Annotated in this window: 12 protein-coding genes and 1 other RNA gene; 8 read left to right on the top strand and 5 right to left on the bottom strand. The window is 29.4% G+C overall.

Features of this window, described 5'->3' with window-relative positions:
• The first annotated feature begins 6 nt into the window (after positions 1-6).
• From RDK80_RS11870 to RDK80_RS11855, 4 genes are read left to right on the top strand one after another with little or no spacing between them, the layout of a single operon-like run.
• Positions 7-1,254 (top strand): FtsW/RodA/SpoVE family cell cycle protein, encoded by a 1,248-nt coding sequence (locus tag RDK80_RS11870; RefSeq protein ID WP_094901670.1) that lies wholly within the window; start codon positions 7-9, stop codon positions 1,252-1,254.
• Positions 1,238-2,644: a penicillin-binding transpeptidase domain-containing protein gene (locus RDK80_RS11865; protein WP_308524381.1), complete on the top strand. Its 1,407-nt coding sequence runs from the start codon at positions 1,238-1,240 to the stop codon at positions 2,642-2,644. Before RDK80_RS11870 ends, RDK80_RS11865 begins: the two co-directional genes overlap by 17 nt.
• A gap of 14 nt (positions 2,645-2,658) precedes the next feature.
• Positions 2,659-4,461 (top strand): oligoendopeptidase F, encoded by a 1,803-nt coding sequence (gene pepF, locus RDK80_RS11860; RefSeq protein WP_308524380.1) that lies wholly within the window; start codon positions 2,659-2,661, stop codon positions 4,459-4,461.
• Between the two features lie 26 nt (positions 4,462-4,487).
• The gene (locus tag RDK80_RS11855; protein ID WP_308524379.1) at positions 4,488-4,676 is read left to right on the top strand and encodes a hypothetical protein; all 189 of its coding nucleotides are present in this window, start codon (positions 4,488-4,490) and stop codon (positions 4,674-4,676) included.
• Between the two features lie 37 nt (positions 4,677-4,713).
• Here RDK80_RS11855 and RDK80_RS11850 read toward each other — a convergent pair whose 3' ends face one another.
• Entirely contained in the window at positions 4,714-5,517 is an 804-nt protein-coding gene (locus tag RDK80_RS11850) for an NAD(+)/NADH kinase (protein ID WP_094901731.1), read from the bottom strand.
• 112 nt (positions 5,518-5,629) lie between these two features.
• On the opposite strand from RDK80_RS11850, the gene RDK80_RS11845 reads away from it, so the two are divergent.
• Positions 5,630-6,532, top strand: coding sequence for an RluA family pseudouridine synthase (locus RDK80_RS11845; protein WP_308524378.1), 903 nt, complete (start codon positions 5,630-5,632; stop codon positions 6,530-6,532).
• A gap of 3 nt (positions 6,533-6,535) precedes the next feature.
• On the opposite strand, the gene RDK80_RS11840 is transcribed toward RDK80_RS11845, so the two are convergent.
• Positions 6,536-7,183, bottom strand: coding sequence for a hypothetical protein (locus RDK80_RS11840; RefSeq protein ID WP_256312004.1), 648 nt, complete (start codon positions 7,181-7,183; stop codon positions 6,536-6,538).
• Positions 7,184-7,311: 128 nt separating this feature from the next.
• Here RDK80_RS11840 and RDK80_RS11835 point away from each other — a divergent pair, with 128 nt between their 5' ends.
• The 3 genes from RDK80_RS11835 to ssrS all read left to right on the top strand — a co-directional run bounded on the left by RDK80_RS11835 (position 7,312) and on the right by ssrS (position 9,748).
• Positions 7,312-7,596 (top strand): hypothetical protein, encoded by a 285-nt coding sequence (locus RDK80_RS11835; RefSeq protein WP_094901682.1) that lies wholly within the window; start codon positions 7,312-7,314, stop codon positions 7,594-7,596.
• A 165-nt stretch (positions 7,597-7,761) separates the two neighbouring features.
• Complete coding sequence (locus RDK80_RS11830; RefSeq protein WP_256312003.1) at positions 7,762-9,507, top strand: ATP-dependent metallopeptidase FtsH/Yme1/Tma family protein; 1,746 nt, start codon at positions 7,762-7,764, stop codon at positions 9,505-9,507.
• Between the two features lie 64 nt (positions 9,508-9,571).
• A non-coding RNA gene (gene ssrS, locus RDK80_RS11825) (6S RNA) lies at positions 9,572-9,748 on the top strand.
• Between the two features lie 29 nt (positions 9,749-9,777).
• Here the strand turns inward: ssrS and RDK80_RS11820 are convergent.
• The 3 genes from RDK80_RS11820 to RDK80_RS11810 form a co-directional block, all read right to left on the bottom strand.
• The gene (locus tag RDK80_RS11820) at positions 9,778-10,578 is read right to left on the bottom strand and encodes a histidinol-phosphatase HisJ family protein (RefSeq protein WP_256312002.1); all 801 of its coding nucleotides are present in this window, start codon (positions 10,576-10,578) and stop codon (positions 9,778-9,780) included.
• 67 nt (positions 10,579-10,645) lie between these two features.
• Positions 10,646-12,664, bottom strand: a complete 2,019-nt coding sequence (locus RDK80_RS11815; RefSeq protein WP_308524377.1) for an ABC transporter ATP-binding protein — start codon at positions 12,662-12,664, stop codon at positions 10,646-10,648.
• Between the two features lie 11 nt (positions 12,665-12,675).
• Positions 12,676-14,427 carry an ABC transporter ATP-binding protein gene (locus tag RDK80_RS11810; protein WP_308524376.1) on the bottom strand — a complete coding sequence of 584 codons (1,752 nt, stop codon included), beginning with the start codon at positions 14,425-14,427 and terminating at the stop codon, positions 12,676-12,678.
• Positions 14,428-14,561: the final 134 nt, after the last annotated feature.

Here is a 14,561-nt window from a genome sequence, read left to right as displayed (position 1 = left end):
AATATTATGTTTAAAAAAGTAATTAGGGGGAAATCCCCAAGAAATTTATTATTTATTTTTGAAATTTTAGCTTTATCTTTATTATTAGTCTATCAAGGAGAAAAAATTGATAGATTAACATTAGGGACAGGTATAGGATTGATATTAATAATATATTTATCAAATTATATATTAGCTAAGGTTTCTACTGGTGACAACTATATATTCTTAATTGTTACTATGCTAATATCCATAGGAATTATAATGATATATAGGATTGATGAAGGGTTAGGTATTAAACAATTAATATGGTTATCAACTGGTATATTTGTGTTTTTTATAACCTATTTTATATTGAAGTATATTAGAGGATGGAAAAATTGGATATATCTTTATACAGCAGGATCCTATGTTCTTTTTTTGATAACATTTATATTTGGAAGTAGAAAAAAAGGTGCTATAAACTGGGTCAACTTAGGAAAAGTTGCTTTTCAACCAGCCGAAATTACAAAACTCTTGCTTATTTTTATATTAGCAGCTTATTACTCTAATATTTCAAAATGGAAAGAAAAGAAATACTCGTCTTATTATTTAATGGGAGTTGTATATTCATTTATTATATTATTATTTTTGCAAAGAGATTTAGGCACAGCTCTAGTTTTTTATGCAATATTTATTGCAATACAATTTATCTATGAGGAGGACAGAAAGCTAATCTTTTATAATATTGGTCTTTTTACTATAGGAGGTATATTGGGATATACATTATTTGACCATGTTAAAATTAGATTTCAAGCCTGGTTGAATCCTTGGAAATATATAGAGAGGCAAGGTTATCAGATAACACAGTCCTTATTTGCTATTGCTGAAGGTGGCTTCTTTGGTAGGGGATTAGGTCTAGGTCATCCAGAGTTTATTCCAGTAGTATACACAGATTTTATTTTTTCAGCTATTTGTGAGGAAATGGGAATTTTTACTGGCATAGGTATAATAATGCTATTTATGATTTTAGTATACAGAGGGTTTAAGATTGGAATATCTCAAGAGAATCCATTTTATAAAATCTTGGCTTTAGGCATCAGTATTTTATTTGGAATTCAGTCATTTATTATCTTAGGCGGCGTACTTAAGATGATACCTTTAACAGGATTAACTTTACCATTTGTTAGCTATGGAGGTAGTTCTATATTATCAAGTTTTATTGCTTTAGGAATACTTCAAATATGTTCTGAGGAAATAGAAATTAAGGAGGACAAGGATGAACAAGGAGAATAAAAGAGTAATTTTTGTCTTAGTAGGATTCTGCTTAATGTTTATATCTTTAATAGTATATATTAGTTATTTTCAAGTCTTTAGAGCAGAAGCAATAAAGAATAATAGCTATAACAAAAGACTATGGATTAACGAAGAATCAATATTAAGAGGCTCAATACTAGATCGAAATGGAAGAACATTAGCATATAGTGAAAAAAAAGGTGATGTATATAATAGATACTATTTATATGAGAGATTATATAGCCATATAATAGGTTATAGTTATAGAGAATATGGAAAAGCAGGTTTAGAGCTTCAATATAATAACACCTTATTAAATATAAATGAAAATGCTGCTATAAATGAAATAAAAAATATTGTTGCACCAACAACTGAAGGAAATTCAATTAAATTAACTATAGATCATGATCTACAGACTAAGGCTAGATCATTGTTAAAGGGAAAGAAGGGGTCAATTGTCGCTATGAACCCCACTACAGGAGAAGTATATGCAATGGTTAGTCTCCCAGATTTTGATGTATCAAATTTAAAAGAGGACTGGAAGGAAATAACAGAAAATCCAGACAGCCCACTTATAAATAGAGCTACTCAAGGATTATATGCCCCTGGATCTACATTTAAGATTATAACTACTATTGCTGCCTTAAATACGGTGAATCTAGATAAATCTTATGAGTGTACAGGTAGTACTAATATTAATGGATATGTATTTAAAGACTATCAAGGAAAGGCGCATGGCAATATTGATTTAAAACAGGCTTTAGTTAAATCGTGTAACACATATTTTACTGAAAAGGCAATCGAAATAGGGAAAGATAAAATAGGAAATGTGGCAGAGAAATTTATGATAAATAATGACATTCCATTTGATTTACCTATCAAAAACTCTCAATTCCCTTTCAAAGAAAATTTAGGTAAAACAGATATTGCGGCCGCAGCTATAGGTCAAGGCAAATTATTAGTTACACCACTGAATATGGCGTTAATAGCTTCTGGTATAGCAAATGGAGGTCAGGTAGTTAAACCTATTCTTGTTAAAGAGATTATATCTAAAAATGATAAGATATTAAGAAAAAATACAACTGAAATTTTATCTCAAGGAACAGATTCTATTATAGCCAATGAAGTTAAGGATATGATGGTAGAGGTAATAAAATCTGGAACAGGAACAAATGCAAGAATAAAAAATGTAAAGGTGGCAGGGAAGACAGGAACAGCTGAAAATTCTTCAGGTAAATCTCATGCATGGTTTGTTGGCTTTGCACCAGCAGATGATCCAAAGGTTGCAGTTGCGGTGATATTGGAAGAAGAAGGATCAACTGGAGGTAAATCTGCAGCACCTATAGCGAGGGATATTATGTTACATGTAATAAATAATATCAATGAATAAGGGGAGGTAATAAGATGACAAGTAAAAATGAAATACTTGAGAGAAAAGATATTCCAAAGGAAAAAAAGTGGGATATAGAGTCCATGTTTGCTGATTTTAGCGAATGGGAAAAATCATATAATAATGCCAAAGAAATGGCTAAAAACTTTGAATCCTATAAGGAAAAAGTAGTTTCAAGTAGTGAAAATCTTTATAATGTGTTAAATGATATGGGGGATTTATATAGAATAACAGAACATCTATATTCCTATGCGCATATGAAATTAGATGAAGATACTAGAGAAGGAAACTCTCAGGCCTTATCTGATAAAGGATTGGGGTTATACGTAGAAGTGGGAGAAAAGACTTCCTATGTAGTACCAGAAATATTAACATTAGATTTAGCTACATTAGAAAAATATTATGAAGAAAAACCTGAATTAAAGTTATATAAAAAGCATATTGACGATATTATGAGGCAAAAAGAACATGTGCTTTCTGCTAGAGAAGAATCTATATTAGCTCAAATGGGAGAGGTGGCTAATTCACCACAGAAAATATTCTCCATGTTAAATAATGCAGACATTAAATTTCCTACAATAAAAGATGAAGAGGGTAAAGATGTAGAGGTAACTCATGGTAATTTTATTCCACTTATGGAATCAAAAGATAGGGATGTGAGGAAGAGAGCATTTGAAGCTCTGTATACTACTTATAAAGGATTTAAGAATACCTTTGCTGCTTCGCTAAATGGAGATTTAAAAAAGAATATATTTAATGCTACTGTAAGAAATTATAAATCAAGTAGGGAAGCATCCTTAGATCAAAACAATGTATCTTTATCGGTTTATGATAATTTAATTAAGTCCATTCATAATAATTTAGATAGTATGTATAAGTATATGACAATTAGAAAAAGAGCTTTAGGAGTGGAAGAACTTCATATGTATGACTTATATACTCCAATAGTAAAGGATGTAGATTTAAAAATACCATATGAGGAAGGCGTAGAATTAGTAAAAAAAGCCTTAGTTCCTCTAGGCGGAGAATATATGGAAGCGGTAGAAGAAGGATTCAGTTCAAGGTGGATAGATGTATATGAAAATAGAGGGAAAAGATCTGGTGCATATTCAGGTGGTTCCTATGATTCTAAACCATTTATCTTATTAAATTACCATGATACATTGGACAATGTATTTACAGTGGCTCATGAATTAGGACATTCCATTCATAGCTATTTCACAAGAAAGACACAACCTTATATTTATGGAGATTACTCCATATTTGTAGCTGAAGTTGCGTCCACTGCAAATGAAGCTTTACTTATGGATTACATGTTAAAAAATGTTAAAGATAAAAATGAAAAATTATATTTATTAAATCATTATTTGGAAAGCTTTAGAACTACAGTATTTAGACAAACTATGTTTGCAGAATTTGAGAAAACAATAAATGAATATCTTGAAGATGGCGGAGCATTGACTGCTGATTATCTATGTGAGGCCTATAAGAAAATAAATGAATTATATTACGGACCAGATGTAGTGGTAGATGACGAAATTGCAATGGAATGGGCAAGAATACCTCATTTTTACTATAACTACTATGTATTCCAATATGCAACAGGTTATTCAGCAGCAGTTGCATTATCTGAAAAGATATTAGAAGAAGGAAAACCAGCAGTAGATAGATATATAAACTTCTTAAAGAGTGGAAGCTCAGATTATCCATTAAATGTACTAAAAGCAGCAGGAGTAGATATGACTACAGAAGAACCAGTAAATAATGCAATGAAGTTATTTAGTAAATTAGTTGATGAGATGGATAAGTTGATATAATTTAAGTTTTTCACGGGGGGAATATAATGGTAGAGGTAAGGGCTTTACCCAATCTTAGTTCATTACTGATGAGCTATATTAGTCTATTATCATTAATAGCTATTATGGCTTTAGGTGTATATATCTTCGTTAAAGTTCTTTCTGCTATAAGGGATATTAGAGAAATAAGGGAAGGCATGGATAGAATAATTGAGAGTTTAGAGAATAAAGATTAAACAAAGTTCCCCCATTATACTATAATGGGGGAGTTTTCTATAGAAACTTGCTCTTTAAATTATCCCAGTACATATTCTTATCGAAGTTCAATTTTTTAATAGTTTTATCAGAAATCTTCAAATCGATACTAGTGATGTTATTGTATTTGAATTCAACTCCATCATTGATGACTAAAATTGAATTTTCATATCTAAGTTCTGGTTTAATAGATATAATTATATCTCCCGGCACCACTGCACTATTTGGCAGAGATCTATAAGCCTTAGAACTAATAGGTGATAGAGGAGTAAGTTGTAGTGTTTTTAGTGATGGATATATTATACTTCCACCACTGGAAAAATTGTAGGCAGTACTACCTACGGGTGTTGATATAATAACCCCATCGCCACTAAATTTCTCTAAATGATTACCATCTATAAATATTTCTAGATGAACTACCTTGGATTTAATTCCTTTAATAACTATTTCATTTACACCAGTGAGAAAAAAGCATTTGTTTTTAGTACATATTTTTGCATTTACTAACGAAATCTCTTCGACAACATAATCCTTATTTATATATTTATCAATAAATTCATCAATATTTCCAGGTAATATTTCTTGAAAAAAACCTAAATGACCAGTATTTATTCCTACAAAAGGAATACTAGGGAATTTATTGCGATGTACTGCTCTTAGAAATGCACCATCACCACCAACGCATATATTAAGCTCCGCATTGTCGCTATAATTCTCTGGTATATGGAAACCTTTATATTTAAGCTTTTCTGATAAAAGCTGGGATGTTTTCTTTGATTCAAAATTATAATTTGAAATAATATTAATTATTCTATTATCTATGGTATTCACAAATTGACCCCCTAAACGGTTTTTATCTTTAAAATTAAATAAAATTTGATATAATTAGTTTACCAATATTATATAATAAAGATAAGAAAATTTGGAGGAAATTATGAATTTATTTAAAGAAAATGAAAATATTGTTGTTTTTAAAGCTGATAAAGATGGACTAGATTTAGAGGAATTCCTCTCTAGTAATGATATTTCAGGACGATTATTTAGAAAGTTATACAAAGGAAAGCAAATATATGTAAATGGTAAATTTAAAAGAAAAGGATTAATTCTTGAAAAAGGTGATTTAGTATCTATATATATGGAAAACGAAGATGAGAATACAACACCAGAAAAAATGGAGATAGATATTATTTATGAGGATTTTGATCTTCTGATTTTAAATAAACAACCAAATATAGTGGTACATCCAACAAAGTCTCATCAAGAAAATACTTTATCCAATGGAATATCATATTATTTTAAAGAAAAAGGTATAAAGAAGAAGATAAGATTTGTAAATAGACTAGATATGAATACTACTGGAATTTTAATTGTAGCAAAGAATCCTTTTGCACATCAGCAAATGGCTTTGCAGTTTGAATCAAATGAAGTGGAAAAAAAGTATCAGGCAATAGTATCTGGTATTGTAGAAAAAAATGAAGATTATATAGATTTACCTATCGGAAGAGAGGAAGACAAAAGTGTTAAAAAAGTAGTGACAGAAAATGGGCAAAAGGCTTTAACTAAATATACTGTAATTGAAAAATATAAAGAGGCATCCTTACTTGATGTACAGATATTTACAGGGAGATCTCATCAGATTAGAGTTCATTTAAATCATATCGGCCATCCAATAATAGGAGATGTTCTATATAATGAAGAAAGCCCTTATATAGATAGGCAAGCTTTGCATTCATATTATTTAAAAATAAAACATCCTAGAACAAAAAAAGATATAGAATTTATCGCCTCTCTACCTGAGGATATGAAAAGACTAATTAACCACCTAAAGAATAAGTAACACTTATTCTTTAGGTGGCTTTTCTACTATTTCTATTTTCTTATCTTCTTTGCTATTTTCTTGCTTTGGTGAGTTTAAGACTTTCATTATTTCCATCATTTTACCCATTTCTTTAAGTTTATCATTATTTTTTTGACTATCGTTACCCAGCATAGGTGCAAGCATACTCATTAACTGAGTAGGATCTTTTGAATTATCTTGATTACCCATAAGAGATGATAACATTGAAAACATTTTTTTATACTTATCCATGTTTAGTATTAAATCCATCATAGTTCCAAGGTTATTCACTTCTGGTCTTGGAACTTCTTTCTGTATAGTATGCATAATTTTATTTAATCTATCTTTAGTGTTATCTACAGATATTGGTTCTTTAATATACTGATACTCATCATTTTGCATAAAATCAACTAATTCATTTATCTTTATAAGGCGTTCGGTAAATAGTATTGATTTATTTATCAAAGGTATGTAATGCTCAGGAAAGTATGCTCCGACCTTTTTTACTATCTTAATCTTTTCTAATGTATACTTAGGGTCAATTTCAATGTTGTTTATAAAATTTCCTAAGGTTTGCAGACTAGCGAATTCATTGCCTTGATTCTTTCCAATTATTAAAAGAAATATAAATATTAATAACTTATTATCCAAAATTAGCCCCCCTGACTCTAGGTATAATATTCATTATATGCAAAAGCAAATTAATAGTTGCACTATGATTTAGTAATATATTTATTTTATCTTTCATAAATTATGATATAAGAAAGGGAGGTATAAAAATGAAAGATAAGAAAATCAAGAAGATGATTGACAATATTGGGGAGTATAATCCTAGTGATGCAGAACTTTCAATGATTGGAAATCTTGCAGATAAGTATATGGATAAATCAGATGAGGATATATTTGTAGAGATTATTAGAGTAAAATCTGAGATGGAAGATCAAATGAGTGAAGAACAATTTGCTACAATATTGGAAAAGTTGGAAAGCATCAGACCTATGTTGAGCGAGGAACAAAATACCAAATTGGATAAAATATTAGAAATGTTAGATAAAAATAAGTAAGAGAAATAAGGGGCCTCCATATATGGAAAGGTCCCTTATTTTATAACGAATAGGAAAATTCTACTTTAATCCCTCGTATCAAAATTAACAAATCAAGGAAATAGACATATGGCTAAGATGGTGTTATAATTTAATAGATATTATGTAAACCGAAGGAGTGGTGTTATGGAGATAAATAAAAAAATGAAAATCATCATATCTATAGCTATTTCTATTGTTATATTATCTACTGGATTATTATATATAAAAAATAAAAATAAAGTGGAGGAAATGCCTTATACTTTATTTTTAACTCATGTACAAAAAGGTCTAGTAGAGGAAGTTAAATTATCGAATAATGGGAAGATTGAGATAAAACTTAAAAATGGAAAAGTTGCAATTACTGATAATCCAAGAACTGAAAAATTTAAAGAAGAATTATTACTATATGATGTTAAGGTAGTAGAAAAGGATGGGAATTTGAATCAAGCTATACCTATGCTTTTGTTAGTTTCAGTAATGGGCTTTACGATATTCTACTTAAATAGAAATATGTCTAAGCAAGCGGAAAAAGAAATGTCTAATATGTCGAAGGTAACTACAGATTATTCATCTAGGAGAATTACATTTGATGATGTAGCAGGCAACGAAGAAGCTAAAGAATCTTTAATGGATATGGTTGATTTTATCAAAAATCCAGAGATATATAATAAGTTTGGTGCAAGATTACCTAGAGGTGTTCTTTTATATGGGGCTCCTGGTACAGGAAAGACACTTTTAGCAAAAGCTATGGCTGGTGAAGCGGGAGTTCCATTTTATGCTGTATCAGGTTCAGACTTTGTACAAGTATATGCAGGACTTGGGGCTAGCCGTATAAGAGAGTTATTTAAAAAGGCTAAAGAAGCAGGAAAATCTGTTATATTTATTGATGAAATAGATTCTCTTGGAAAAAAGAGAAAGTCTGGAGACCATCCTTCTGGTAGTGAAGAAGGGGATAGAACATTAAATGCACTCTTGACGGAGATGTCAGGTTTCAAGGAAAATGAGGGAATTATTGTAGTGGCAGCTACCAATAGAATAGATATACTAGATGAAGCATTACTTAGACCTGGAAGATTTGATAGACAAGTAGAGGTTTCTCTCCCTGATGTAAATGGAAGATATGAAATACTTAAGCTACACAGTAAAAACAAACCTGTCTCTAAAAAAGTAGATTTAAAAAAAGTTGCATTAGAAACTATCTATTTTAGTGGTGCCAAACTTGAAAATTTAATGAATGAATCTGCTATTATTGCCGTAAAAGAAAAATCAAAAGAAATTACTATGGATCATATAAATAAAGCATATTATTCAGTGTTAGTTGGGGAAGAGAAAAAAGATAGATCCTCTATAGATATTAAGGATAAGGAAATCACAGCTTACCATGAGGCAGGACATGCTCTAGTGGCGAAATTAATAGCTAAAGATAATAGGGTTACTAAAGTGAGTATAATACCTAGTACAAAGGGTATGGGAGGATTTAGCTTAAATATTCCTCCAGATAAGATGTATCAAACAAAGAAAGATATATTATCCAATATTATGATTGCTCTTGGAGGAAGGGCGGCGGAAGAAATAATATTTGGAAAAGAAGAAATAACAACTGGGGCGTCTTCAGATTTGGAGAAAGCTACTAATATGACTTTATCCATGATTGGAGTATTCGGAATGGATGAAATAGTTGGATTATTAAACTATAACGTTTTATCCAGTAGAAATTTGGATGATGGAAGGTTATTAAATAGGGCTAAGGAGATACTAGAGAAGCTTTATTTAGATACTATTAATATATTAAATAGTAATATGAATAGCTTACAATCCTTAGCAGAGAATCTTATAGAAAAAGAAGTATTATCTGAAGATGAAATTAACAAAATACTAATTAGAGCATAGAAAAGAATAAAATCTTTAGTTTGCTTGAAAAAACATAATAAAAGATGTATAATAATATTATAAGAATTTTCTGCGGTGTGCGTTATCTCTGATAATTCAACCGACATAACAGACACGGGAGTCTGCGTTTAATATTGGATAACAAGCCTTCTAAGAGAGGACGTTAGAAGATATTAACAGGAAACCCCCCTTTATTAAGGCGGGTGTGAATTAGCTGAGTTGACGGCATTGTGGGCGAAAATCCTCTTAAAGCTAGCTTTAAGAGGATTTTTAGATAATATTTATAGGGTATTTTTTTCTCTCTTTAAATATATGAATATATTTAAAACCTATTTCTTTAAGCATTTTTTCTACAGTTCTATATTCATATCCTATATTTTCAGGGGTATGAGAATCTGATCCTATGGTTATTATTTCACCACCTAATTCTTTGTATAATTTCAATATCTGAATCTTAGGATGGAAATAACCTAATCCATATCTCATTCCTGCAGTATTTATTTCAATACCTTTACCATTTTCTATTAGAAGTTTCAAGATACATTCTATAGGATAGTAATAATCGTCATATTTTGGGATAGAAGAATAATCTTCAAAATATCTGTCTATATAATCTAGATGTCCCAAGACATCAAAATTGTTAAAGTTTTTTATGCAATAATACATATCCTTATAGTATTCTTCCAAAGCGGTTATAGGTTTAACACCTTTAGTAAAATTATCAGAATAAATATCTAATTTATTTACTGAATGAATTGACATTAACACGAAATCAAAATCATTAGATTCAATAAACCTATTGTATCTTTCAAGTAAGTGAGGTTGAATTCCAATTTCTACTCCTGCAAGTATTTCAATATCCTTCATATACTTATATTTTACTTGTCTAATGTTTTTAAAATAATCAGAAGTTCTAAAAACAAAATCAATTCTTTGTGCAGTAGAATCAAAATCAACATGATCGGTAAAACAAATACTTTTCATATTTTTATCAATTGCTGTTACTACCATATCTTCCATGGATGTTTTTGAATCAATGGAATATTCACTATGAAGATGAAAATCATACATTTGTTTAACACTCCTAAACATTTATTGTCTAAAATATTCTACTAAAAAACTACTAAGTAGTAAAGAGTCATTGGCTGAAGTCCTCTTTATACTGAAGTTTATATAAATCATAATACATTCCTTCCTTAGATAATAGCTCCTGATGCGTCCCAACTTCTTTAATAACACCTTTGCTAAGAACTATGATCTTATCTGCATGTTGTATAGTTGATAACCTATGAGCAACGGCAATGCTAGTTCTACCTTTGATTAATTTTTCTAAGGCATCTTGAATTAATAGTTCTGTTTCTGTATCTATACTAGAAGTTGCTTCATCTAATATCAATATACTAGGATTATAAGCTAAAGTTCTTGCAAAAGCAAGAAGCTGTCTTTCACCAGAAGATAATGTTGAACCTCTCTCCATCACAGGTTCTTTATATTTAAGTGGCAATTTATTTATAAAATAGTCTGCATTTACATATTTTGATACTTCTATTATCCTATCATCAGGGATTTCAAAGTTATTTAGTCTAATATTATCTTCTATTGTTCCAGTGAAAAGAAATACATCTTGTAATACTACACCTATATTTTTGCGAAGCTGAAATTTATCATATTCTTTAATATTAATATCATCTATTAATATCTCACCTCTTTGTATATCATAGAATCTAGTTATAAGGTTGATAATAGATGATTTTCCTGCTCCAGTTGCTCCTACAAAAGCCACAGTATCTCCAGGATTTATTATAAAGCTAACATCCTTCAAAACCCAATTTTCACCTTCATATGCAAACCACACATTTTTAAATTCAATTTTACCTTTAATATTATTAGGGATAAATGGATTAATGGGATTTTCAATTATAGTATTATCGTCAAGTATAGTGAAAATCCTTTCACTTGAGGCCATAGCAGACTGAAGTATATTATATTTTTCGGTTAAATCAAGTATTGGCTCAAAAAATCTTTGTAGATAATCTATAAAAGCATATAATACTCCAAACTCTAAAGCGTTTGAAACAACTTGTCCCCCTCCATAATATATAATAGTAGCTATACCTAATGAACGGATTACTTCAATAGACGGTCTAAAAATAGCAAACAAAGTGATTTCTTTCTTTGCTGTTTTCAGATAATCAGTATTAATCTCATCAAATTGAGTAGAGATTTTATCCTCTCTTTTAAATATTTGTATAATTCTCATTCCAGTTATATTTTCATTCAAAGTAGAATTGATTTTAGCTAGCTGTGCTCGACCTAATCTGTAAATTACTCTAATCTTTTTCCTAAATATTATTGAGGCTATTAAAATCAAAGGCAGCAGAGTAAGGGAAAGCAACGCTAAGGTCAAATCCATTTTTATCATAACAAAAACAATACCTATGAGGATAAATATATCTTTAAAGAGATTTACTAAAACTGAAGTATACATTTCGTTTAAGGTTTCTGTATCATTTGTTACTCTAGTAACAAGTCTTCCGATTGGATTTTTATCAAAATAAGAAATGGAAAGACTTTGAATATGTGAAAATATTTCTTGTCTTATATTAAACACTATCTTTTGTGAAGTATAATTAAGTATAAGCACTTGAAAATAATTTAAAGCAAAAGCTAATATTATGGATATTATAAATATGGCTGATATTTTATTTATGCCTTTAATATCTATTTCTCTAAAGTCTGTATATGATTCATTATCTAAATGCATTCTATCTTCTATTATTTCACTATTATAATCTCCAAGGTAATACTCTCCATTCTCTTGTATTATATTAACAACAGGATAAGAATTAAAATTAACTCTTTCTTCTATATCTATGGAATCAAGTCTAACATATTTTTTATTATTGAAAATTATACCTTTATGGGGATCATTTATTTCCATTTCATACATAGGTTTTTTATATCCTGTAATATAATCATCAATAGTAATTTTGAGGAGATAAGGTCTTAAAAGCTCTAAAGCTGTAATTCCAATCATCATAATAATAGCTAAGAGAAGGTATAGAAAATAAGGTTTTGCATATTGTAAAAGTCGTTTCATTAACCTTGAGTCATAGGCCTTTCCCATTATTTCATCATCTTTATATTCATTACTCAATTTTTTCCCTCCTAATCATTAACTATTTTTTCCTCTAATAATTGTTTTTCATATAAATCTGAATATAACCCATTAAGAGATATAAGAAAATCATGTGTTCCTCTTTCAGCAATTTCACCATCAGCTAAGAAGATAATTTCATCACAATTTTTCACTGTAGATATTCTATGGCTTATAATAATAGTAGTTCTTGTATTCATAAAATTTTTCAAATTTTTTAATATTTTCTCTTCTGTTTGAGTATCTACACTAGATAAACTATCATCTAAAATAAGTACAGAAGGTTCTTTAATTATAGCCCGTGCAATAGAAGTTCTTTGTTTTTGGCCTCCAGATAGGGTGACACCTCTTTCTCCTAAAATTGTTTGAAAATCATTTGGAAATTCTAGAATATTATCATATACTTCAGCTAATATAGCTGCATGAATAACCCTATCATGTGAAATTGAATTTTCAAATGAAAACCCAATATTTTCTTCTATAGTAGTAGAAAATAAAAAGTTATCTTGCGGAACATATCCTATATTTTCTCTAAGGGATTTTAAGGATAGATTCTTAATATCTATGTCATCAAATAAAATCTTACCTTTATGAATGTCGTAAAGCCTTAGCAGCAAACTTACAATTGTTGATTTACCGCTACCAGTTCTACCGATTATTGCTAGTGATTTTCCTTGTTCTACAGTAAAATTTATATTCCTAAGAGCATAACTATTAGCTCCAGGATATTTAAAGCTAACCTCTTGGAATTCAACTTTTCCTTTTGATTTATTTAATTTAATAGCATCTTCAACATCAGAAATATCTGGTTTCTCATCTAGAATAGAATTGATCCTATCCATAGAAGCAGCTCCTCTTTGTAAAACATTTATAACCCAACCTAAAGCCATCATTGGCCATACTAACAAGCCCAAATATGAGTTAAAGGCAATAAAGTCTCCCAAAGAAATTCTATTTAGTATTACTTCTTTGCCTCCATAAAATATTACTAAAAGAAAGCTAATTGAAGATATAAACTGGATAAATGGGTGGAATGTTCCAGATATTTTAACTAAATCTATATTTTTATTCAAATTGTCCTTATTTACCCTAGAAAACTTTTCTAATTCAAGCTCTTCTTGTACAAAAGATTTAACGACCCGGATACCAGAAAAACTTTCTTGGGTAGTGTCTGTAAGGTCAGAAAAGGCCTCTTGAACTATTTTGAAACGCTTATGAATAATTTTACCAAATTTGCTAACTACAATAATGATAAACGGTAAGGTAAATAGAGCTATGGAAGTTAGTCTAAGATTTGTAGTTTTTATCATCATAATAAGAGATAGAATTATCATAAAACCAGAATCAACAATCATTATTGTTCCTTGTCCAATAGCCATTCGCACTGCATTAACATCATTTGTTACATGAGCCATTAAATCTCCAGTTTTGTGAGTATTGAAATAGTTAGGTGAAAGTGTTAATAAGTGATTAAAGATTTTTTTTCTTAAATAATATTCAAGTTCACGAGAAGTGCCCAAAATATATATTCTCCAAAAAAATCTTCCAGCTGCTATGACTGTTCCAGTCAGTATAATTAAACATACATACTTTGTAATTCCCTTAGAATTTAACAAGTTATTTTCAAAATCATTTGTTAAATTCCTGAATATTTGTGGAACTATTAGCTGAACAGAATCTATAATTATAAGCCAAATGATTCCAATTAGATAATTCCACTTATGCTTTGAAAAAAAGTTTTTTAAAGAAAGAAAGGCTTTCATATGGTCTCAATTCTCCTTTTGTTAATATTTATCAAGCATTTCGACACTCAAAATAAATCGTATAGTATCTATTATAAATGAAACTACAATAAATTAAAGTATTAAATAAAATATTTTATATAAAAGTATAAAAT

The organism is uncultured Tissierella sp. (assembly GCF_902479755.1).
Classification (GTDB): domain Bacteria; phylum Bacillota; class Clostridia; order Tissierellales; family Tissierellaceae; genus Tissierella; species Tissierella carlieri.
This window is presented reverse-complemented; position numbering and strand designations above follow the sequence as displayed.